Genomic DNA, 21,185 nt, shown 5'->3' with positions numbered 1-21,185 from the left:
CTCCTAATTTACTCTTTTTGGCTCTTCGATAACCTCAACGTCGATGATCTCGCCCTCATCTTTTTTACTACCCTGCTCGCTAAAATTTTGAAATTTAAACTCCTGATAGCTCTCATTTTTCGCTGCATTTTTCTTAAATACTAAAGAAAAAACGACCACGGCTATGCCAAAAATATCCGTTAAAATTCCTGGCAAAAAGAGCAGCGCTCCGCCAAAACTAAGTCCTAACTGGCTAAATAAATTTCCGTTAAGAAAGCTTTTAAACGCCACTTGAGGCGAATTTAAGCTAGAAAATCCAGCATTAAAAAGAAGTGCGATGCCCACAAATCCAGAGACCAGCACCTCAAGAAAGTAGTTTAAAAAGCCAAATTTATCAACAAAAAGATAGATAAATATCGCTTCTATCAAAAAAAATAAAAATGCGAAAAATCTCATAAGCTTTCTTTTATCTTTTTAAAGGCTTTGTTTGCGTCGATCGTTTCTTTGCTTAAACCATCTCTTGTTATAAACTCAACCTTACCATTTGCAAATTCTTTACCCACGAGCAGCGCATAAGGAAAGCCGATAAGCTCAAAATCATTCATCTTAACGCCAAATCTCTCGTTTCTATCGTCGATGATGACACTAACGCCAGCTTTTTTAAGGCTCTCATAAAGCTCAAATGCAAATTTTACACCCTCTTCATCTTTTAAATTTGAGATGATAATCTCCACGTCAAACGGTGCGCACTCTTTTTTCCAGATGCAGCCCTTCTCATCGTGGCTAGCCTCTATCATCACAGCGATCAGCCTACTAATGCCAATGCCGTAGCAACCCATCAAAAATGGCTTAGCCTTGCCGTTTTCATCAAGATATGTCGCATTCATCGCAGCTGAATATTTATCGCCCAGCTGAAAGATGTGACCGACTTCTATGCCCTTACTAAGTTTTAAATTTCCGCCACACTCTGGGCATTTATCGCCCTCTTTTACCTTTACAAGGTCTTTAAATCTCTCTTCGTTAAATCCGCTAACACTAACGCCAACAAAGTGGTAATCCTTTTCGTTGGCACCGCATATCATATTATTTGCGCCTTTTAGCTCGTTGTCTATGTAAAATTTTACATCCTTTAGCCCAACCGGTCCGCAAAATCCAGCCACAAGCCCAGCTTTTATAATCTCTTCTTCGCTAGCATCGACAAGTTCGAGCGCATTACAAGCATTTTGTGCCTTTGTCTCTTGAAGCTCGTCATCACCTCTTACAAAAAAGACCACAACTTCTTCTTTGTCTTCATAAATAGCTTTTTTAATAACAGCTTTTATACAGTAAAACTCGCTAACTTTAAAAAATTCTGCCACACCTTTTATAGTCTTTGTATCTGGCGTTTTAAATTTAGCCGCGTCAGCCTCTGGCGCTTCAGCATCGGTTGTTCTAGCTTTCCTTCTAGCAGCCTCTATATTTGCAGCGTATTTGCAAGCCTCACAGCAAAGGATGTCATCTTCGCCATTACTTGCAAGCACCATAAATTCTTTACTGCCGCTACCACCGATAGCTCCACTATCAGCCTCAACAGCTCTAAAATTTAGCCCTAAACGAGTGAAAATTTTACTATAAGTTGCCTCCATAAGGTCAAACTCACGCTTTAAATCCTCTTTGCTAGAGTGAAAGCTATAAGCATCTTTCATCGTAAATTCTCGCCCTCTTAGCAAGCCAAAGCGTGGTCTTGCTTCGTCACGAAATTTAGTATTTATCTGGTATAAATTTAGTGGTAGCTGCTTATAGCTAGTCACCTTGCCACGCACCAAAGCAACGGCTGCCTCTTCGTTTGTAGGGCTTATAACAAAGTCATTTTCTTTTCTATCTTTAAAGCGCAAAAGCTCCTTGCCAAAGACATTATAACGTCCACTTTGCTTCCAAAGCTCGCCTGAAGTAACCACGCTAAAGCTAACCTCTAGCGCACCAGCCTCATCCATCTCCTCTCGCGCGATGCGAGAAATTTTCTCATGCATGATCTTTCCAAGCGGTAGATAGTTATAAAGACCAGAGCCTATCTGCTCGACAAATCCACCTCTTATTAAAAATTTATGACTTGGCAAAGAGGCGTCTTTTGGTGCTTCTTTGGTCGTTGGTGCATAAAATTTACTAAATCTCATCTATATCTCCCACTTGAAAATTTTGCTCTTCTTTTATATCAAATAAAAATCTAACTCCATTTGAAAGCTCGCTAGATCTCTCCTCGTCAGCAAGGCTTTTTAGCTTCATCGTTGGCTGATGCAAGAAGGCTTTAAAAACTTGATGAATGAGCTTTTGTGCCTCCTCATAATCACTATGCTTTAAATATCCTTTTTTTATCGCTTTTTCTAGCTCGTTTTTAGCGCAAATTTCAGCTTGTTTGCGGATCGATTTTATGAGTGGCACACTCATATCTTCTTTTAAAATTTTTAAAAATTCGCTTGTGCCTTGACCTACGATCGAATAAGCTTTTTGTGCTTGCTCCTCTCTTAGGGCTAAATTTTTCCTTACTATCTCCTCTAAACTATCAACCGTATAGACGCTAATAAATTCTGTATTTATAAGATCAATATCCCTTGGCACAGCAATATCAAAAAAGTATCTATGAAATTCTCTTGGTTCGATTATGGCGTTTGTGATGATCGCGTGCGGGGCTGCGGTGCTTGAAAATATTAGATCATAATTATTTACATACTCTTTTAATTTTAAAATGCTATCCCAGCTAGCGTTGTCCCCAAGGCTATCAACTAGCTGCTCAACACGCTCGGAGCTTCTATTTATAATGATGACTTCTGCACCACTTGAGATTAGGTGTTTTGCTGCTAGCTCGCCCATCTCGCCAGCTCCTACGACTATAGCAGTTTTTCCTTCAAGCTTGCCAAAAATTTCTTTTGCTTTTGCCACAGCCACACTTGAAACAGAGATCGGATTTTTAGAAATTTGAGTTTCATTTCTAACTTTAGCAGCACATTTGCATGCATAATGGATGATTTTACTGATTTGTTCGCCGCAAGCTGAGCTATCGTAAGCAAATTTAAAGGCATTTTTTAACTGACCAACGATCTGCGTTTCGCCGACGACTAGGCTATCAAGCGAGCTTGCCACGGCAAAGAGGTGGTGCACGGCTCCGCTATCTTCATAAATATCAGCCCTCTCATAAAGCTCATCTTCAAAAACACCTGAAAATACAGACATACACCTAAACGCATGCGTCGTTGCACTTTCTAGATCACTAACGCTTGCAATTATCTCAACTCGGTTGCATGTGTTTAAAACCATGCATTCGTTTATACTTTTGTTTGATCTTAGTAGTTTTAAAATTTGCTCTTTTTTCTCATCGCTATCAAATGCAAGCTTTTCTCTAACTGAAATATCAGTATTTTTATACGTAAAACTTATATCTAAATAGTGCATTAAAATTCCCTATCTATCATGCTTTTTATGATCCCTTCAAGCTCGGCATTTTTATACTCTTTTATCGCTTCTATCGCTTCAGCTCCAAGCCTTTTTGCTTCATTTACTGCTTTTTGAAGCGAATTTGTCTTAATAAATTCCTCTTTTAGCCATGAAATTTCGCCCGCATTTAGCTTCTTTGACCAAAGCGAACTAAGCTTTGCCTTGCCAGCTTCGTCTAAGCTCTTATAAAGATAAATGTAAGGAAGTGTCGTTTTGCCCTCGACAAAGTCATTAAGCGCTGGTTTGCCAAGCGTTTTTTCATCTTGAGTGATGTCTAAGATGTCATCAACGATCTGAAACGCAAGACCTAAATTTTTGCCATAAATTCCAAATTTCTTGCTATCTTTGCCAGCTAGCTTTGCCCCGCAAATTGCCGTGGCTTCTATCAAAACAGCTGTTTTATAGTAGATCATTTTCAGGTATTCTTGCTCGTTTTCATTAAATTTTTCAGCCATTTTCAAGTCCATCATCTCGCCGATACTTAGCTTGCTGACTGCGTCTGAGATGATAGTTGCGATATTTGGATCAAATTTTGTAAGCTCAAAATAAGCCTTTGAGTAGAGGATGTCGCCCAACATAACCGAGTTTTTACTACCAAAAAGCGCGTTTATGCTTGGCTTGCCGCGTCTTATATTTGCCTCGTCTATGACGTCGTCGTGTAGTAAGCTTGCAAGGTGGATGAGCTCGATGATAGCGCAAAGCTTAAGAGAAATTTCACTCTCGCCCGCTATTTTTAAAAGAAGTTTTGAGCGCAGCTTCTTGCCTGAGCTTATCTTTAAAAACATCTCAAACGCCTCTTTGTAGCCAAGCTCGCTTATAAATTTACCCATTATTTCATCGATTTTATCCATTTTTATCCTTCTATTTAGCCTCATCTGGATCTCTAAAACCCACATCCATACGCTTGCTCTCATCTAGCAGAGCCACCCTAAAATGCGCCTTTTTATCCTTAAAATCAATAAATGATATATAAAGGCTTACGCTCTCATTTGGCGGCATCGTAAAATCAGGCAAAACTCGCTGCATATAGGTGTTTTGTCCTTGTCTTAGCGAAAAGACCATCTGCCTTGGATAGCGCCTAAAAAAGCTTTGCACAGTGATATTTGTACTATCAAATAGCGTCCAACGAAAGTCAAACGTTTCAACCCTTTGGGTTCGCTTTTCAGTTATAAAGACCCTAGCCCACTCATCTTTTTTAAGCTCAAATGTATGCACCGAACTTGGGTCAAAATTTGGCTCTTTTGCAAAAGCAATGGAGGCAAGCAAAGCAATGAGCGCGAAAATCTTACTCATTTTGGCTTAAAATTTCTCCGCTAAGCTCGATATATAGGTCATTTACTCCGTTATAAATTTTATCTTGCTCTGAGACTATAAAATTTCTGATCTCGCCCTCGCTAATGCCATGCTTTTCGCAAAGCTCGCTCATAGCCACAAATTTTTCAAAAATTTTATCTATCTCGTTTTTAACCAAAACGGCATTTGCGTTAAACAAAATGTCATAAAATTTATCCCTCGCACTGCCCTCAAATATATCTATCATCGCTGTTTCTTTGAAAATTTCTTAAGATTATAGCCAATTAAAACTAAGTTAAAAATTTAATATTATCTCCCAAGCCTCGCTAACGTTTTTGGCATTATACGTGGCAGTTTTGCTCTCCTCGCCAAATCCCCAGCTAACTTGCAAGAAAGGCATATTTGCATTTTTGGCTGCTAGCTCGTCTTTTAGGCTATCTCCAACAAAGATCGCCTTACTAGCTTTAGTTTTACTAACAGCTAGGTGAAGCATCGCAGGATCAGGCTTTTGTGGTATCTCCTTGCTAGCGCCTATGACCTCGTCAAATAGCTCGTAAATTTCATTTTTCTTTAAAATTTTCTCTAGCGTATCGTGCGGTGCATTGCTTGCCAAAACGACCTTGTAGTGAGCCTCTTTGCACTTTTGCAAAAGCTCTTTTACGCCCTCATAGGTAGTCGCACACTCATCGTAAAATTTCTTAAATTTCTCTTCAAAGCCCTCTTTTAAGCTCCTGCTTGGCGTGTCGATCCCGTAAAACTCAAGGGCTAAATTTCTACCTGGCTCGTTGATCGCTTTTATGATAAATTCTTTTTCAAGTGGCGCTAAGCTTAGCTCATCTCTTACTTCATTTACCGTTTTATATATCGCCTCGCCGCTATCGATTACAGTGCCATCCATATCAAAAATAACTGCTTTCAATCCTCATCCTTAAATTTATTTTTATGTTTTTCTTTTTTATATGTCTTTTGATTTTTGAGCTTATCAAGCAGGTTTGCCGCCTTTAAAAGCTCCTCTTTTGGGGCGTTTTTGATAAGCAAATTTATAAAATTTTCTAGCGCCTTTGAGTATGGCTGATCAAGATAGACGGCCTCTACTTTTTCGATGACTTTCGCGTTTTTCTCCACTCTTTGGCGAAATTCACTCTCGTCAAAATCATCTCTTTTTAGACCATTTATCGCTGATTTTGCAAATTTTTCTAGCGCACGAAGATACTTTACACGTTTAAATTTGTCCGTAACTTGGTTCAAATTTTTCCTTTTTTTTGGCAAATTATATCAAAAATTGATTTTATCCCCTAAATTTTGGCTTTGCTAATGTATAATTTACGCCAAAATTACCATAAAAGGAGCAAAAATGAGGCAAGAAACTGCTGCGATCCACGTAGGCTACGACACACATGAAGGCTTTGGCACGATGGCTGTGCCTATTTTTCAAAGCACAGCTTACGACTTTGGAAGCGCCGAGACCGCGGCTGCTAGGTTCGATCTAAAGGATAGCGGCCACATCTACACAAGACTTGGCAATCCAACGACAGACATCTTTGAAAAAAGGGTCGCCGCACTTGAGGGTGGAGCCGCCGCAATAGCGACTGCAAGCGGTCAGTCAGCTTTGTTTTACAGCATCATAAATTTAGCCAAAGCAGGCGATAACATTATCATTGCCAAAAAAATTTATGGCGGCACGACGGTGCTTTTTACGCACACGCTCAAAAGATTTGGCATAGAGGCCAGAGTCTTTGACAGCGACACGGCTGATGATTTGGAGGCTTTGATAGATGATAAAACGAGGGCTATATTTTTTGAAACGCTTTCAAATCCACAAATTTCTATCCCAAATATCGAAAAAATCGTAGAAATTTCAAATAAATATGGCATCATCAGCATCACTGATAACACCGTGCCAACGCCTATCATCTTTCAGCCACTTCGCCACGGTGTCGATGTTTGCGTACATAGTGCGAGCAAATATATGAGCGGTCAGGGCCTTAGCCTAGCAGGTGTCGTTGTTAGCGCAAATCACCTAAATGAGAAGCTAAAAGGAAACAAGAGATATGAGCATTTTAACGTGCCAGACGCGAGCTATCACGACATCGTTTATGCTGATATGACAGATAGTTTTGACATTTACACGCTAAGAATGAGGCTTGCTATCGTGCGCGATATCGGTGCTGTGATCTCTCCGTTTAACTCTTGGCAGCTTATACAAGGGCTTGAAACGCTTGCTGTTAGAGTTGAAAGACACTCGCAAAACGCGCTAAAAGTGGCTAAATTTCTAAACTCTCACAAGCATATAAAAAGTGTGGCTTATCCTGGACTTGCCGACAACGTAGATCACGCAAAGGCGCAAAAATACTTTAAAGATGGCATGGCAAATGGACTATTTTGCTTTGAAACTGATAGCTTTGAGCGTGCAAAAAAGATGCTAGAGCGCGTAAAACTCTTTAAGATCGTGGTAAATATTGGCGATACAAAGTCGCTCATCACACACCCAGCTTCAACTACGCACCAACAGCTAAGCAGTGAAGAGCTTATAAAAGCTGGCATCACAAAAGAGCTAATAAGAGTTAGCATAGGCCTTGAAAATGCCGAGGATCTGATCGCTGACCTAGCTCAAGCTTTAGAATAAAGAAATTTCTAGCTCATTTTGGGCTAGAAATTTAAATTTTACTCAAGCTTGCCATGTATCCTCTCGCACTCTTTTACTTGTCTTATAAATTTTATAACGATGTAGATGACAAGTAGCGGCATGCTTATATACCAAAAGGCAAAAAGGCAAGCAGAAAAAACATAAATAAGAATGTTGCAAAATATACCAAGACCGCAAGGATGATACTATCAAGCATTTTACCTCCCATTTTGCTAGTGTTTTAGTGATTTTAAAAAAGCAAAATAAAATGAGACTGAACGGATTTATTTTCGGCTCTAAAATTTGAGCTAAATGGTAAGTGAAGCCAAATTTTTAGTAGGTAATTTTACATATATGAAGCTCAGGCAAATTTTAAAATTTCATGAACGAGTAATTTCGACTCTGATTTTAGTGGCAAGCTTTGCAAAACCAAAATTTAGTAGTCAATTCTTGCGAGTGAATGGAATTTTAAAATTTGCAAAAATATTTTTTAGAGATTTAAAGTTTTGTTTCATCAAAATGGAGACAAGGGGGCTTGAATTTTACTTCGCAGGCTCGCAACTACGCGGCAGATACGAGAAGTCGTCTCCTTATCTCTCTTTTAAATCCACTAAAATCACTCGCACGTCAGAGGTAGCACGCAAAGGTGCTAACGCGCCGCATGCTATTAAAAACTCTGGCAAATTTTAAAATTTTATCACGGCTCTAAATTTAGTGCTAAACGAAGTGTAGCCTAAATTTAGTAGTCTGCTAAGGCGAGTGAGTAAAGTTTTAAAATTTACAAAGAGAAATAAAATGTGGCAATTTTTATCAAAAATTTTAATAAGTTAAATACTTAATAGTATCTTGATAAAGCACTTGATTTTCGCATTGTATCAGTAACAGGTCATTTTCTTCAAAGATTGTTGAGCCAGTTGGCTTTTGATACTCATTTTTGCGTTTTATTAGGATTATTAAAAATTCGCTTGGAAGCTCAAGCTGAGCCAAATCTTTGCCAATTAGTTTTGAGCCATAGTGGATGGTATGCTGGCGAAGTGTGTAGCTTAAGATCGGTGAGTTTTCTATCAGTTTAGTATCTTCTTGCTCACTCTCTTTGACCTTAAATTTATCAGCCGCAAAGCCAAGCGACATGCCCTGTATCAAAATAGAAATCAAAACCATAAAAAATATAATGTTAAAAATCATATCCGCATCACGTATGCCATCTACATAAACATAGGTAGCTAGCACCACTGGCACAACACCTCTTAATCCAACCCAAGAGATAAAAATTTGCTCATTTATCTTAAATTTTGAAAATGCAAGCGACGCAAAAACACCAAGCGGTCTTGCAAAAAACATAAGCCATAAGGCCAAAACAAGTGCCATTAGTGCCGTTGCTGGAAGCTGTGAAGGATTTACCAAAAGACCAAGTGTTAAAAAGGCAACTATTTGCATCGTCCAAGCGATACCATCGTGAAAACCGACTAAATTTTTCTTATGAGAAAACTCTTTTTTGTTTATAAAAATTCCAGCAATATAAACAGCCAGGTAACCGTTGCCGCCAACCTTAAAGCAAAGTGTGTATAAAAGCAATATCCAAGCGATAGAAAAAACTGGATAAAGACCCCAGCTTTTTAGGCGAAGTCTATTAAAGATAGCTGGCAAAGTTACGCCAAACAAATAGCCCATAGCGATACCTATACCAAACTGCTTAACTAGCGTAATAGCCCACTCAGATGCTGTCGGTGTGCTATTTAGCGAGATCATTTGAATGATGGTCATAGTTAAAAATATCGCCATTGGATCGTTTGAGCCAGACTCTAGCTCAAGAAGCGGTGCAATTCTATTTTTAAGTGAAATTTTCTTAGCTCTTAGTATGGCAAATACTGCTGCTGCATCTGTCGAAGAGATGATAGAACCTAGCAAAAATGCCTCTGCCCAAGTAAAATCAAGCAGATATTTTACTACTGGAGCGATAGCTAGTGCGGTTAAAAAAACACCAAGCGTAGCAAGAGCCAAACCTCTACCAAAAATCGGCTTTATCGCTGCAAAATCAGTATCTAGCCCACCAGCATAAAGTATAAATATGAGTGCTAGCATGCCAACATTTTGAGCGATTACTTGGTCGTCAAAATTTACACCCAGCAAGCCGTCTGAGCCTGCCAACATACCAACACCTAAAAATATTATTATGGAATTCCGAATTTATCAGAGATCTTGCTAAGAAGAATACTGGCTATAAGCAAAACCGCAAAAAATAGTAGTAAATTCTCCAATCCAACTCCATAATTTTATATTAAATCATGCTTTCAAAAGCCTCAAATTTTTCTTGATTTGAAAGCATTTCAAGCAGTACACCGTAGTTATCTTTTATCTCATCTTGAAGCTTAGTAGTGAGCTCTTTGGCATCTTTGCCATCTCTTGGGTAAGCAACGACTAGGTCAATTGGCTTAGCATTTAAAAACTCTTGAATGCCAGACAATAGCTCAATAGCACCTTTTTCATTTGTCCCATGGAGCACAACTATATAATGCTCATTTTCTCTTATAACAACATCTGTTTGTCTCAAAAATTTTTCAAAGAGTTCACTATACTCTTTGGTACTTGGCAAAGAAAAATATATCAAAGATAAATTTTTTGCATAATCTTTTACATTTTTATAACGATTTATAAAAGCTATCTCAAGATCTATTATTGATAAGATATCAACTGGTGAGAAAATTTTTGCTGCCATTTTTAGCCCTCTTTTGTTTATTATGTTTTATTTAAGTCACTATTATATCTTGTAAATTTTCAAAAACAAAGACATTCATTCCGTTTTTGTATTCATATCTAAATTTGAGCCCATGCGCATCAAGTATATTGCTAACTATATATAAACCTAGGCCAAAACTCTTTTGCGCATCCTCTCCTTTAATAAATGGTTGGATATAAAAATCTAGATCATTTTTTAGCTTCTCACCTTGGGTTATAAATTTCATATGATCCTTGCTAACAACGATATTTACGTGCTTATCAGTTGAATATTTTATACCATTATCTATCATGTTTTTTATAGCGACTGAAAATAGCTTGAAATCAACAAGCACCCTAACCTCATCAAGCTCACTGACGCCAACACACTCTTTTTCGACCATCGCTATATCGATAGCCTCATCGATGAGATCTCTCATAAAACATGGCGTTTTATTGCTAAGTCCTATTTTTGAAGTAATCTGCTCGATCGCTGCAAGTTCGTTTATTAAATTTTCAAGCTTGTGAAAGACAGAGATTAGCCTTTCTTGATTTTTACTTTTTTCTATCATTTGAGCGGCGATTAGCCCTTTTGTGATAGGGGTTTTTAACTCATGCATAATGTTTCTTAAGAAAAGATGCCTTGAGTCATTAAGTGCCTTTATCTGACAAACTGCCTCATAAAATGCTTCAGAAACTTCAGAAATTTCATCCTTGCCGTTGCCAACATTTTGCACGCCATCAAGCTCACCATTTGCAAATTTTACGATCTGACGCTTTAGCTTTCTAAGCGGCTTTATTTTATAGATAACAAAAATGTAAGCACCTAGCAAAATGACCGCAACCACCAAAAAAACAGCCTTTATCACCTCGTATCTGTAAGGCTGAAATTCCTTATCCATTAAAAGTTTCAGCTCATCTAAATGCTCAATCCTTAAGTAATGATGCTTGTCATAAAGCAAGATCGCACTTGAACCTAGATCGCTTGAAATTTCTTCTAAAACTGTTGCTTGTTTTAAAATTTCATCTTTTTTCTTCTCGTCTTTGATCTCTGGCATATCGATATTTGAAAGCTGGCGGTCGTACTGAGTTTTATTTATGATGCCACCCATATAAAACAAATTTGTCCTAGCGACGTTTGAGTATTTGTTGTTTAGCTCTCTTGTATAGTTTTGCTTATCAAAGCCCATTAGCCACAAAAAAGCTAGAAATATCGAAACAAGCGCAAGGGCAAAGATAAAAGTTATGGTTATAAAAATAGACGATCTTGGCATCAAAGAACCAATTTATAGCCAATACCGCGGATCGCGTGGATGTATTTTGGCTCTTTTGGATTTTCATTTAATTTTTGGCGAATCCTGCCGATGATGACATCAATACTTTTGTTTGAGCTATCTTCATTTATGCTCTCGCAGTTATAGATAAGCTCCTCTCTAGTAACCGCTCCGCCCTCTTTTAAAAGTAGATATTTTAAGATGTCGTATTCTGCGGCAGTTAAATTTAAGACGCTGCCTTTAAATAAAATTTCATGTTCAAATTCTTTTAAAACCAAGTCTTTATTTAAATTTCTCGCCTCATTTGCTGGGGTGATACTCTGCCTTCTTAGATGACTTTTGATACGAGCCAAAAGCTCTTGTGGGTCATATGGCTTTGGCAAGTAATCATCCGCTCCGTTATCAAGAGCATTTACCTTATCCGTTATATCATGCCTTGCACTTGATATGATAATAGGAATATTGTGATTTTTCCTGATCTCTTTACAAACTTCTAATCCATCCATACCAGGCAATGTAAGATCTAGTATAACTAGGTCAAATCTACTTGTATTTAGCGTAGATAGTCCGATATATGGCTCTTCAGCAGTTACTACTTCAATATCGTAGTTTTCTAGATATTCGGTTAAAATTTCAGCAAGCTCCATATCATCTTCTATCATTAAAATTCTAGTCATGATCTTTCCTGTTGTAAATTTAATTTTTAAGGATTATAGCAGATTAAGATTTTAAAAATTTAAAAGGGTTAAGAGCTGAAATTTCAGCTCTTGGATGATTATTTTATAACAAGGCCTTGTATGATACCGCCGCGATTTATCCACACTAGTGTCTTTTTGCCTTTTGTATTTTTGACAGTATTTGCAAATGTTTGAAGATCTTTTATACTCTCTTCGCCAACTTGCACGATCACATCACCTCTTTCAAAGCCAAAGTCTTCAGCTTTTGAGCCAGATTTCACATCAGTTACTAGCACGCCTTGAGTATCTGGGCTGATTTTGTATTTATATCTTATCTCATCGCTTAGATTACTAACGCTAAGTCCTTCGATTATAATGCTTTTTGCTATGTCTTTTGAATTGTGATCAGCGTTTGCAAGCTTAATTTTTGCATTCATTATTTTATTTGATCGCTCGTAAGTTATATCAACGCTGCTATTTGGAGTTAGTGAGCCGATGAAATTTTTAAGATCATTTGCATTTTTGATAGCTTTATCATTAGCTGATATGACCAAATCGCCTCTTTTTAGCCCAGACTCATCTGCTGGCATGCCTTGCTCTACGCCACTTATTAAAGCACCCTCTTTATTTGTATAAAGCTCTTTTTGCTCATCAGTTAAATTTGCAATCGTAACGCCTATAAAGCCACGCTCGATCTTGCCGTCAGTTATCAGCTTTTTAGCGATATCTTTTACCATATTTGATGGGATCGCAAAACCAATGCCGTTATTGCCTCCGCTTTTTGAAAGTATGGCTGAGTTTATTCCGACTAAATATCCCCTACTATCAACCAAAGCGCCACCTGAGTTACCAGGATTTATCGAGGCGTCTGTTTGGATAAAATTTTCATATTGATTAAGGCCGATATTATCTTTATTTAGACCTGAAATGATACCTTGAGTGATACTTTCACCAACGCCAAATGGATTACCTATTGCAAATACAACGTCTGCATCAAGCAGCTTTGATGAGTCTGCAAAAGTGACCGCATTTAGTCCGTTTGCTTCTATCTTTACGACGGCTAGATCGGTTTTTGGATCACTTCCTATTAGTTTGGCTTTAAATTCTTTGCCGCCATTTGCAAGAGTTACGACTATTTGATCGCTATCTTCTATAACGTGGTTGTTTGTAACGATGTAGCCATCATTTGAGATGATAACGCCAGAACCAAGTGAAGTAGTTTTTTCTTTTTCTTTTGGTTTTGCAAAATTAAATCCAAAAAATTCATTGAAGAAAGGGTCGTTAAACATCTGCTCAATGCCAGCGTTATTTACCGTTTTTGTAGTTGAGATATTTACAACTGAAAGCTTTGCCTGAGCGATCGAGTCATAATAAGAAAGTACGCTATTTTTATCGCTAAGTGGCGAGACTCTCGTGGTATTAGAGTTAGCTTCATTAAATTTAATATCAGCCCCCACTAAAAAAGAAGCTGCTACTAATGAAATTAGCACAATCTTTTTCATTTTTTTCCTTTAAACTAAAAATTTTTGCAAATTATAAATATAGTGAAAAAATAAAATCTTAACACTTTTTCTTGTTATTAAACAAAAATAAACTTGACTTGCATAGACTAAAGCTTTGTGATATAATCCGTATCAAAAAAATATAAGGAGAATATATGAGTGAAAGCTTATATGAGACTTTAGGAGTTTCAAAGGGTGCCTCAAGCGACGAGATAAAAAAAGCTTATAGAAAACTTGCCAGAAAATATCACCCAGATATAAACAAAGACCCTGGAGCAGAAGATAAATTTAAAGAGATAAATGCTGCTTATGAAATTTTAAGCGACGATAAAAAACGAGCTCAATATGACCAGTACGGCGATACTATGTTTGGCGGTCAAAATTTCCACGACTTTGCTAGTAGTTCAGCCGATATGGGCGACCTAAATGAAATTTTAAAGAATATCTTCTCAGGTGGTTTTGGCGGCGGTGGAGCTAAATTTAGCAGCGGATTTGGTAGTAATTTTGGTGGATTTGACGGATTTAGTAGTGGTGGATTTGGCTTTGGCGGAGCTGATTTAGACGTAAACGCAAAAATTTCTATACCCTTTGACGTAGCTGTAACTGGTGGCGAACATAAGATAAATTTTAATGGCGAAAGCATTAAGATAAAAATTCCAAGTGGCATAGAAGGCGGCGAGAAGCTTCGTGTAAAAGGCAAAGGTAAAAGCGCTGGTGGTCAGAAAGGCGACCTCATACTTGCTATTAGTGTTGAGCCAAGCGACGAATATGAAAGAGTCGGAGACGATCTTTATAAAGATATAGAAATTCCACTAAAAACTATGCTTTTTGGCGGAAAAGTTAATGTGCATACTTACAAAAAAGATGTCACGATCAAGATCGCTGAGAACTCAAAAACAGGCACAAAGATCCGTTTAAAAGGATATGGCGTGCAAAATAGAAAGAGCGGAATTTATGGCGATCTTTACTTAAAAGCCAGGGTAAAACTTCCAAATATCAGTGAGCTTGATGAAGGCTTAGTAAAAGAGTTAAAAGAGAAATTACCGGAGTAAAAAAATGCAAAATTATGAAGAACCACTTTTTTTAATAAGCGTTGTTGCAAAGGTTTTAAGCATACATCCACAAACTTTAAGACAATACGAAAGAGAGGGACTTATCGAGCCATCAAGAACAGATGGCAAGATGAGGCTCTACTCACAAAAAGACGTTGATCGCGTAAAAACTATACTAAATTTAACACGCGAACTAGGTGTAAATTTAGCCGGCGTTGATGTGATACTTCAGTTGAAAGAAAAAATTGACGATTTAGAATCAACTATTGATGAGCTAAATAAAAAATTGCACGAAGCTACCAGCCAAACTAGCACAAAAAGATCGCTCGTAAAGAGAAAAAATAGCTTTGATCTAGTCTTTTATGAAGGTAAAAAATAATTTATGGAACAAATTTTAGAAGGTTTCTTGCTTGTTGCAGCGATCTCAGTCGCATTAAACGTCATTTTTAAAAAATTTCAGATACCAACCATCATCGGCTACATCGTAACAGGTACGCTTATATCAGAATTTTTCAACCTAAAAAGCAATGATGAAATTTCCCATATCGCGGAATTTGGTATCGCATTTTTGATGTTTACCATTGGGCTTGAGTTTAGTTTTAAACACTTAATGGGTATGAAAAAAGAGGTCTTTTTAAATGGCGGCTTACAGGTTTGTTTAAGTGGCTTTATAATGGGTGTGATGCTTTATTATACCCTTCACTTAAAAGACGAAACAGCACTTATTGCAGGTCTTGCGCTTGCACTATCATCAACTGCGATCGTGCTAAAGACACTAAACGATAGTGGCGATGTGAGTAAAATTTACGGCAGAAAAGCACTTGGAATTTTACTATTTCAAGATATTGCAGTCATTCCTATTTTGCTTATGATAGATATGTTTAGCTCGCAAGATGCTTCAATAAATGAGCTTTTGCTAAAGACATTTACAAGTGCGATTATTCTTATTGTTGTGCTATTTTTACTTGGCAAATATGTCATCAACTGGATATTTTATAAAGTCATTCAAACAAATTCGCAAGAGGTTTTTATAGCTACGATTTTATTTATGGTCGTTGGCTCTAGCACTTTGGCTCACTTTTTTGGCTTCTCATACTCTTTGGGTGCATTTTTGGCCGGTATGATGATGGCTGAGACGCAATATAAACACCAAATCGAAGTTGATCTCATACCTTTTAGAGATTTGCTCTTAGGGCTATTTTTTATAACCGTTGGCATGCAGATAAATTTTGCTGTCGTCATCTCAAACATCTGGCTTGTCCTTGGCCTAGTATTTAGTGTCATGGTGATAAAAGCGGTTGTTGTTTTTGCTATCTTAAACATCTACTTAAAGCGAAGAGTTGCTGCAAAAACTGCACTTAGTGTTTGTCAAATAGGCGAATTTGCACTAGCTGTTTTTGGACTAATGACTACTAGAAATTTACTTGATATACAAACTGCTCAAATTTTTATCGCAGCCTCAGTTGTATCGATGTTTGCTACGCCTTTTATACTTAAAAAACTAGACGCGATAGCTGACCTCATAGAACGTGAAATCGTTGTTGAACCAAATGAAACTCTAAAGCCGCAAAAAATAAAAAATCATATCGTGGTTTTTGGCTATGAGAGGCTTGGTCAAGAGGTCGTTTTAAGACTAAAAGAGACAAAACTTTTATATCTTGTGCTTGATAATGATATTAGCCTAGTTGAGCTTGGTAGGAGTCGCGGGGAAAATGTATTTTTAGGTAACGTTCTTCAAAGTCATACACTTGAAAATGCCTGCCTAAGCGATGCAGCCGCTGTTATTATAACTGTTAATAATGAGCAAAGAGTTGAGCTCATCGCGCAAAAAATAAAAGACTACGGCGTAAATACCCAAACTATAATAAAAATAAATGGCGAGGGCAATAAAGATATCTTTGGTGAGCTGGGTAAAAATTTTCACCTAATAAATGAAGAGCGCGTCATGGCAAAAACACTCGTACACGAGGCTCTTCAATGCAAAATCGATCATGATATAAGAGCGTAAAAGTATAAATTTATCCTAGAATTTTACGAGTTTATGCTAGTTTTAAAATAATCTTTTAAAAATAACTTTTACAAGCAATGAGCAAGCCTAAATCTCTAGGCTCTACTCATTTCTTAAAGTTTGAAGTACATTTACTTCTGTGGCTTTTTTAGCTGGATAATAAGACGAGATAGCCACGATAAATACAGCTCCAACCACAATAAGCACAAGATCGATGGTTGAAAGCTCGAGTGGTAGTTTGCTTGAGCCATAAACGTCAGCTGGTAAGTCTATAATGTTGAAATTTCCAAGTAAAAATAGCCCTAAAAAGCCAAGTATCAAGCCAAATATAATGCCGCCACCGCCGATTACTAGCCCTTGATAGAAAAAGCTTCTTTTTATCTCACTTTTGCTAGCTCCAAGCGCTAAAAGCAAGGCGATCTCCTGCCTGCGGTTCATCACTGTCATTAGCAGCGAGCTTATGATATTTAGTGACGCCACAAGGATAATTAGCATCAAAACGATAAAAAGTGCTCTTTTTTCAAGTGCGAGCGCTGAGAAAAAGTTGCCATTTTGTTCCCACCAGCCAATGGCAACCGTGCCAGCCGGAAGTCCCTCACGCACTCTTTTTATATCATCAAATGGCTTACTTGAAAAGATATGAATTCCATCATAAATGCCTTTTGGATAGTCCAAAATTTTCCTCAAAGCCTCAACTGAAGTGTATGAAAACGCCTTATCGTATGCGATTAGCCCAGATGTAAATGAGCCACCGATATCAAATCGCTTCATCTTTGGCGTTAGCGAAAAGCCAGCTGGATCGGCCTTTGTAAAGATAAGCGTTAATTTCTCATCGTTTCTTAGTCTAAACTCGCTCATTATGCCACTTCCCACAAGTATCTCAAAACCATCTAGCTCTTTATCTTTTAAAGCTTCATTTACGACTGAGTTTATCTGTTTTTCATCTTTAAAATTTACGCCATAAACCAGTCCGCCCTCAAGTGCATTTGCCGAGCGGTAAATGACCTGCGTGCTGATATATGGACTAAATTTAAGATCACCAAATTTAGCCTTTAGCTCATCAACAAAGTCATCATCAATAGAGCCTTTAAAGGCACTTTGAACGGTTATTGGATAGTTCATCGTAAAAAGTTTGCGCTCAAATTCTTTGTCAAATCCATTCATAATCGCCATTGCAACGATCAAAACCATAAGTCCAATGCTAACACCAAGAAAGGCAAGCAAGGCACTTAGGGTGATAAATGGCTGAGTTTTATCAAATCTTAAATATTTAAAAAGTAGGTACTTTGGTAAGCTTGTCATCAAATAGCCTTTAAAAGATTAAGGCGCTTTTGGCGCCTTAAAAGTAGAAATTTTAAGCAAATATGCCTTTTTTAGGGCCACTTTTTCCGTGGCAATCTTTATATTTTTTACCGCTTCCACAAGGGCATGGAGCGTTTCTTGGTATCTTTTTTTCAGGTGTAAATTTATCATCCTCGCCTTGGTTGTTGTAGCTTAAATTTTCATTTTCAGCATTTTGGCTAGCTTCAAGCATCATTCTAGCTTGCTCTTCTTGCTCCTCACGGCTCTTAAATCTCACCACCTGAAGCGTCTTAACGCTCTCAGTTTTTAGCCTGCCAACTAGCTCCATAAAGAGGTTATAGCTCTCTTTTTTGTATTCGACAAGCGGATCTTTTTGATTATACCCTCTAAGGCCGATACCGGTTTTTAGGATATCCATTTGATAGAGGTGCTCTCTCCACGCATTATCAAGCACTTGAAGGTATAAAATTTTCTCTATCTCTTTTCTTTGATCTTCATTTAGCACGCTCATTTTTTCGTTATATCTTACTTCAAAAATTTGCGCAAGCTTTTCTATTAGCTCATCATACTCTAGACCTTTTAACTCACTCTCGTCTATCTCTTCGCCACAATCTGCAAGGATGATAGAGCATAAATTTTTAATATCAAAGTCATCTTTCAAGCCACCATGGAAAATTTCAGCCGTATCAAGTAAATTTGCAGCATACTCTTTTCTATTTTGAGCTATCTTTTCGCTCATATCATAGTTTTTATCAAGTAGTTCATCGCGGTATTTATAAATAGTCTTTCTTTGCTCGTTCGCCACGTCATCATACTCAAGTAAGTGCTTTCTAGCCTCAAAGTGCAAGCTCTCGACTTTCTTTTGAGCATTTTCAACAGCCCTTGTCACCATGCGGCTCTCGATACTCTCGCCCTCGTCGATACCAAGCCTATCCATGATCGCTTTTATACGGTCGCTACCAAAAATCCTTAAAAGATTGTCCTCTAAGCTTAGGTAAAATCTACTCATACCAGGGTCGCCCTGACGTCCAGCACGGCCACGAAGCTGATTATCTATCCTTCTACTCTCGTGCCTTTCAGTACCTATGATATAAAGTCCGCCAAGGTCTCTCACCTCGTCGTTTATCCTGATATCAACACCACGTCCAGCCATATTTGTAGCGATAGTTACAGCGCCTTTTACGCCAGCTTGTGCGATGATCTCGGCCTCTTTTTCGTGGTTTTTAGCATTTAGCACAGAGTGTGGGATACCTACTTTTTTAAGCATCTCGTGAAGTACCTCACTACGCTCGATACTTGCAGTTCCCACAAGCACTGGCTGGCCTTTTTCGTGAGCCTTTTTGATCTCGTCGATAACAGCTTTAAATTTCTCGTTTTGAGTTTTATAGATAAGGTCATTTGAGTCGATCCTGATAACTGGCAGGTTTGTAGGGATCGAGATAACTTCAAGATTATAAATTTGAGAAAACTCAGTAGCCTCTGTCTGGGCAGTACCAGTCATACCTGCAAGCTTTTTATACATCCTAAAGTAGTTTTGGTAGGTTGTATCGGCTAGCGTTTGGCTCTCTTCTTGAATTTTCACACCCTCTTTTGCTTCAAGTGCTTGGTGGAGTCCCTCGCTAAAGCGTCTGCCCTCACTTAAACGTCCTGTAAATTCATCAACAATGACCACCTCACCATCTTTTACGACATAATGAACATCTTTTTCAAAGAGATTGTGAGCTTTTAGAGCTTGATCTAGGTGGTGGCTTAGTATAGCATTTTCAAGATTATATAAATTTTCAACACCAAATAATTTCTCAGCCTTGCTTATGCCAGCTTCTGTGATCATTATCGTTCTATTTTTTTCATCTACTATGAAGTCCCCTGTTGGTTTTGAGCCTGGCACATTTGGATCAGCTGGAGTGCCTCTGGTAAGCTGTTTTGCGACCTGATCGGCTCTTATGTAGCCATCAAGTGTGCGGTTTGTTGGACCTGATATTATAAGTGGTGTTCTAGCCTCATCTATCAAAATACTATCGACCTCATCCACGATAACGAAGTTATGACCTCTTTGCACCTTTTGACCAGCTTCAAATTTCATATTATCACGTAAATAGTCAAAGCCAAATTCTGAGTTTGTGCCGTATGTTATGTCGGCGTTATACGCAGCTTGTCTTACCTCATCGTCGTATCCGCCGCTTAGTATCACATCAACGCTTAAGCCTAAAAAGTTATAAAGCTCGCCCATTTGCGTAGCGTCACGCTTTGCAAGGTAGTCGTTTACGGTTACTACATGCACACCTTTGCCACTCATCGCGTTTAATATAACTGGCAAAGTTGCCACCAAGGTCTTGCCCTCGCCTGTTTTCATTTCAGCGATCCTGCCCTCGTTTAGCACCATGCCGCCTATTAGCTGTACGTCAAAATGGCGCATCTTAAGCACCCTTTTGCTAGCCTCTCTAACTATCGCAAATACGTCATTTAAAATTTGATCTAAAGTGGCTTTTTCTTCTACTACTTGGGCTTTTAGCTCGTTAAATTTGATCTTAAGCTCATCGTCACTCATCTTCTCATAAGTAGGCTCTAGCGCGTTTATCTGCGCCACACGTTTTATATATTTTTTGACTTCTCTATCGTTTTTCGTGCCAAAAATCTTTCTAAATACCGATGAAATCATTATTTTACCTTCCTAAATTTTTAAACTTTGGATCTTAGCATAGTTTAACTATTTATTTAATTAAACTGGGCTAGAATACGCCAAAAAAGGATAAAAAATGAGAAAATTTTTAGTTGCATCTCTCGTTGCAGTTTGCTCATTTGGTGCTGGCTTAAATTTCAAAAGCCTGCAAAGTGACTTTACGCAAACTGTATTTAGCGAAGGCAAAAGCATAAATTACAAGGGTAGATTTTACGCAAAAAACGACAATACTGCACTTTGGATATATGAAAGTCCAACGCCAAAGAGAATTTATTTTAACAAAGAGCGTGTGATCGTGATTGAAGACGAGCTTGAGCAAGCCATCATTTCAAAGCTTGATGATACGCCAAATTTGACGCAGATTTTGGCTCATGCGGAGCAAATTCAACCAACACTTTACAAAGCAATATATGACGGAGTTGAGTATTTTATAACTATTAAAAACACACTTCCAACGACGATTGACTATAAAGACAAGCTTTCAAATAAAATAAAAATCACTCTAAGAAACCCTGTAAAAGACGCGCTAATTCCACAAGAGACGCTAACTCCTGTCATTCCTCAAGGTTACGACATTGTAAATCAATAAATTTGGCTAGCTTTAGCCAA

The 21,185-nt window shown here is 37.9% G+C and carries 18 protein-coding genes and 3 pseudogenes; 5 read left to right on the top strand and 16 right to left on the bottom strand.

The window, feature by feature from the left end; genetic code table 11:
• Window positions 1-3 precede the first annotated feature (3 nt).
• The 8 genes from CYP43_RS04715 to CYP43_RS04680 are packed head-to-tail and all read right to left on the bottom strand — an operon-like array spanning window position 4 to window position 5,988.
• Entirely contained in the window at window positions 4-435 is a 432-nt protein-coding gene (locus CYP43_RS04715) for an FxsA family protein (protein WP_103582674.1), read from the bottom strand.
• Window positions 432-2,132: a proline--tRNA ligase gene (locus CYP43_RS04710; RefSeq protein ID WP_103582673.1), complete on the bottom strand. Its 1,701-nt coding sequence runs from the start codon at window positions 2,130-2,132 to the stop codon at window positions 432-434. The genes CYP43_RS04715 and CYP43_RS04710 overlap by 4 nt, the downstream gene beginning before the upstream one ends.
• Window positions 2,122-3,405 carry a glutamyl-tRNA reductase gene (gene hemA / locus CYP43_RS04705; RefSeq protein WP_103582672.1) on the bottom strand — a complete coding sequence of 428 codons (1,284 nt, stop codon included), beginning with the start codon at window positions 3,403-3,405 and terminating at the stop codon, window positions 2,122-2,124. Before hemA ends, CYP43_RS04710 begins: the two co-directional genes overlap by 11 nt.
• On the bottom strand, window positions 3,405-4,298 hold the full coding sequence (locus CYP43_RS04700; RefSeq protein WP_103582671.1) for a polyprenyl synthetase family protein: 894 nt from the start codon (window positions 4,296-4,298) through the stop codon (window positions 3,405-3,407). The genes hemA and CYP43_RS04700 overlap by 1 nt, the downstream gene beginning before the upstream one ends.
• 10 nt (window positions 4,299-4,308) lie before the next feature.
• Window positions 4,309-4,740: a hypothetical protein gene (locus tag CYP43_RS04695; RefSeq protein ID WP_103582670.1), complete on the bottom strand. Its 432-nt coding sequence runs from the start codon at window positions 4,738-4,740 to the stop codon at window positions 4,309-4,311.
• The gene (locus CYP43_RS04690; RefSeq protein ID WP_087578691.1) at window positions 4,733-4,987 is read right to left on the bottom strand and encodes a DUF2018 family protein; all 255 of its coding nucleotides are present in this window, start codon (window positions 4,985-4,987) and stop codon (window positions 4,733-4,735) included. The genes CYP43_RS04695 and CYP43_RS04690 overlap by 8 nt, the downstream gene beginning before the upstream one ends.
• 48 nt (window positions 4,988-5,035) lie before the next feature.
• On the bottom strand, window positions 5,036-5,659 hold the full coding sequence (locus tag CYP43_RS04685) for an HAD family hydrolase (RefSeq protein WP_103582669.1): 624 nt from the start codon (window positions 5,657-5,659) through the stop codon (window positions 5,036-5,038).
• Window positions 5,656-5,988, bottom strand: coding sequence for a hypothetical protein (locus CYP43_RS04680; protein WP_085657480.1), 333 nt, complete (start codon window positions 5,986-5,988; stop codon window positions 5,656-5,658). Before CYP43_RS04680 ends, CYP43_RS04685 begins: the two co-directional genes overlap by 4 nt.
• A gap of 106 nt (window positions 5,989-6,094) precedes the next feature.
• Here CYP43_RS04680 and CYP43_RS04675 point away from each other — a divergent pair, with 106 nt between their 5' ends.
• Entirely contained in the window at window positions 6,095-7,366 is a 1,272-nt protein-coding gene (locus CYP43_RS04675; protein ID WP_103582668.1) for an O-acetylhomoserine aminocarboxypropyltransferase/cysteine synthase family protein, read from the top strand.
• 819 nt (window positions 7,367-8,185) lie between these two features.
• Here CYP43_RS04675 and CYP43_RS04660 read toward each other — a convergent pair.
• From CYP43_RS04660 to CYP43_RS04640, 5 genes and pseudogenes are all read right to left on the bottom strand, one after another.
• Window positions 8,186-9,624: pseudogene (locus CYP43_RS04660) on the bottom strand (potassium/proton antiporter).
• A 20-nt stretch (window positions 9,625-9,644) separates the two neighbouring features.
• On the bottom strand, window positions 9,645-10,082 hold the full coding sequence (locus tag CYP43_RS04655) for a pyridoxal-5'-phosphate-dependent protein (RefSeq protein WP_103582666.1): 438 nt from the start codon (window positions 10,080-10,082) through the stop codon (window positions 9,645-9,647).
• Between the two features lie 31 nt (window positions 10,083-10,113).
• On the bottom strand, window positions 10,114-11,355 hold the full coding sequence (locus CYP43_RS04650) for an ArsS family sensor histidine kinase (protein ID WP_103582665.1): 1,242 nt from the start codon (window positions 11,353-11,355) through the stop codon (window positions 10,114-10,116).
• Window positions 11,355-12,032, bottom strand: coding sequence for a response regulator transcription factor (locus CYP43_RS04645; RefSeq protein ID WP_103582664.1), 678 nt, complete (start codon window positions 12,030-12,032; stop codon window positions 11,355-11,357). Before CYP43_RS04645 ends, CYP43_RS04650 begins: the two co-directional genes overlap by 1 nt.
• A 98-nt stretch (window positions 12,033-12,130) precedes the next feature.
• The gene (locus CYP43_RS04640; RefSeq protein ID WP_103582663.1) at window positions 12,131-13,534 is read right to left on the bottom strand and encodes a Do family serine endopeptidase; all 1,404 of its coding nucleotides are present in this window, start codon (window positions 13,532-13,534) and stop codon (window positions 12,131-12,133) included.
• 155 nt (window positions 13,535-13,689) lie between these two features.
• On the opposite strand from CYP43_RS04640, the gene CYP43_RS04635 reads away from it, so the two are divergent.
• From CYP43_RS04635 to CYP43_RS04625, 3 genes are read left to right on the top strand one after another with little or no spacing between them, the layout of a single operon-like run.
• The gene (locus CYP43_RS04635) at window positions 13,690-14,586 is read left to right on the top strand and encodes a DnaJ C-terminal domain-containing protein (protein WP_087578683.1); all 897 of its coding nucleotides are present in this window, start codon (window positions 13,690-13,692) and stop codon (window positions 14,584-14,586) included.
• A gap of 4 nt (window positions 14,587-14,590) precedes the next feature.
• Complete coding sequence (locus CYP43_RS04630) at window positions 14,591-14,965, top strand: heat shock protein transcriptional repressor HspR (RefSeq protein ID WP_072594938.1); 375 nt, start codon at window positions 14,591-14,593, stop codon at window positions 14,963-14,965.
• A gap of 3 nt (window positions 14,966-14,968) precedes the next feature.
• Entirely contained in the window at window positions 14,969-16,594 is a 1,626-nt protein-coding gene (locus tag CYP43_RS04625) for a cation:proton antiporter (RefSeq protein WP_103582662.1), read from the top strand.
• A 102-nt stretch (window positions 16,595-16,696) separates the two neighbouring features.
• Here CYP43_RS04625 and CYP43_RS04620 read toward each other — a convergent pair whose 3' ends face one another.
• The 3 genes and pseudogenes from CYP43_RS04620 to secA all read right to left on the bottom strand — a co-directional run.
• Complete coding sequence (locus tag CYP43_RS04620; protein ID WP_103582661.1) at window positions 16,697-17,896, bottom strand: ABC transporter permease; 1,200 nt, start codon at window positions 17,894-17,896, stop codon at window positions 16,697-16,699.
• A 52-nt stretch (window positions 17,897-17,948) separates the two neighbouring features.
• Window positions 17,949-18,050, bottom strand: a pseudogene (locus tag CYP43_RS09870) (SEC-C metal-binding domain-containing protein); the annotation flags it as partial.
• Window positions 18,051-18,158: 108 nt separating this feature from the next.
• A pseudogene (secA, locus tag CYP43_RS04615) lies at window positions 18,159-20,555 on the bottom strand (preprotein translocase subunit SecA); the annotation flags it as partial.
• Window positions 20,556-20,652: 97 nt separating this feature from the next.
• Between secA and lolA the strand changes: the two are divergent.
• Window positions 20,653-21,165, top strand: a complete 513-nt coding sequence (lolA, locus tag CYP43_RS04610) for a LolA-like outer membrane lipoprotein chaperone (RefSeq protein WP_103582659.1) — start codon at window positions 20,653-20,655, stop codon at window positions 21,163-21,165.
• The last annotated feature ends 20 nt before the right edge of the window (window positions 21,166-21,185 follow it).

This window comes from Campylobacter concisus, assembly GCF_002913045.1.
Classification (GTDB): domain Bacteria; phylum Campylobacterota; class Campylobacteria; order Campylobacterales; family Campylobacteraceae; genus Campylobacter_A; species Campylobacter_A concisus_AP.
Note: the sequence above shows the minus strand (reverse complement) of the source record. Positions and strands in the feature narration are given on the sequence as shown.

Excerpts from the sequence above, each read along its gene's own strand:
- CYP43_RS04650 (WP_103582665.1), bottom strand. The coding sequence starts at position 11,355 with ATGCCAAGATCGTCTATTTTTATAACCATAACTTTTATCTTTGCCCTT.
- CYP43_RS04625 (WP_103582662.1), top strand. The coding sequence starts at position 14,969 with ATGGAACAAATTTTAGAAGGTTTCTTGCTTGTTGCAGCGATCTCAGTC.
- CYP43_RS04645 (WP_103582664.1), bottom strand. The coding sequence starts at position 12,032 with ATGACTAGAATTTTAATGATAGAAGATGATATGGAGCTTGCTGAAATT.
- CYP43_RS04700 (WP_103582671.1), bottom strand. The coding sequence starts at position 4,298 with ATGGATAAAATCGATGAAATAATGGGTAAATTTATAAGCGAGCTTGGC.
- CYP43_RS04690 (WP_087578691.1), bottom strand. The coding sequence starts at position 4,987 with ATGATAGATATATTTGAGGGCAGTGCGAGGGATAAATTTTATGACATT.
- hemA (WP_103582672.1), bottom strand. The coding sequence starts at position 3,405 with ATGCACTATTTAGATATAAGTTTTACGTATAAAAATACTGATATTTCA.
- CYP43_RS04640 (WP_103582663.1), bottom strand. The coding sequence starts at position 13,534 with ATGAAAAAGATTGTGCTAATTTCATTAGTAGCAGCTTCTTTTTTAGTG.
- CYP43_RS04715 (WP_103582674.1), bottom strand. The coding sequence starts at position 435 with ATGAGATTTTTCGCATTTTTATTTTTTTTGATAGAAGCGATATTTATC.
- CYP43_RS04675 (WP_103582668.1), top strand. The coding sequence starts at position 6,095 with ATGAGGCAAGAAACTGCTGCGATCCACGTAGGCTACGACACACATGAA.
- CYP43_RS04710 (WP_103582673.1), bottom strand. The coding sequence starts at position 2,132 with ATGAGATTTAGTAAATTTTATGCACCAACGACCAAAGAAGCACCAAAA.
- CYP43_RS04695 (WP_103582670.1), bottom strand. The coding sequence starts at position 4,740 with ATGAGTAAGATTTTCGCGCTCATTGCTTTGCTTGCCTCCATTGCTTTT.
- CYP43_RS04635 (WP_087578683.1), top strand. The coding sequence starts at position 13,690 with ATGAGTGAAAGCTTATATGAGACTTTAGGAGTTTCAAAGGGTGCCTCA.
- CYP43_RS04655 (WP_103582666.1), bottom strand. The coding sequence starts at position 10,082 with ATGGCAGCAAAAATTTTCTCACCAGTTGATATCTTATCAATAATAGAT.
- CYP43_RS04620 (WP_103582661.1), bottom strand. The coding sequence starts at position 17,896 with ATGACAAGCTTACCAAAGTACCTACTTTTTAAATATTTAAGATTTGAT.
- lolA (WP_103582659.1), top strand. The coding sequence starts at position 20,653 with ATGAGAAAATTTTTAGTTGCATCTCTCGTTGCAGTTTGCTCATTTGGT.
- CYP43_RS04630 (WP_072594938.1), top strand. The coding sequence starts at position 14,591 with ATGCAAAATTATGAAGAACCACTTTTTTTAATAAGCGTTGTTGCAAAG.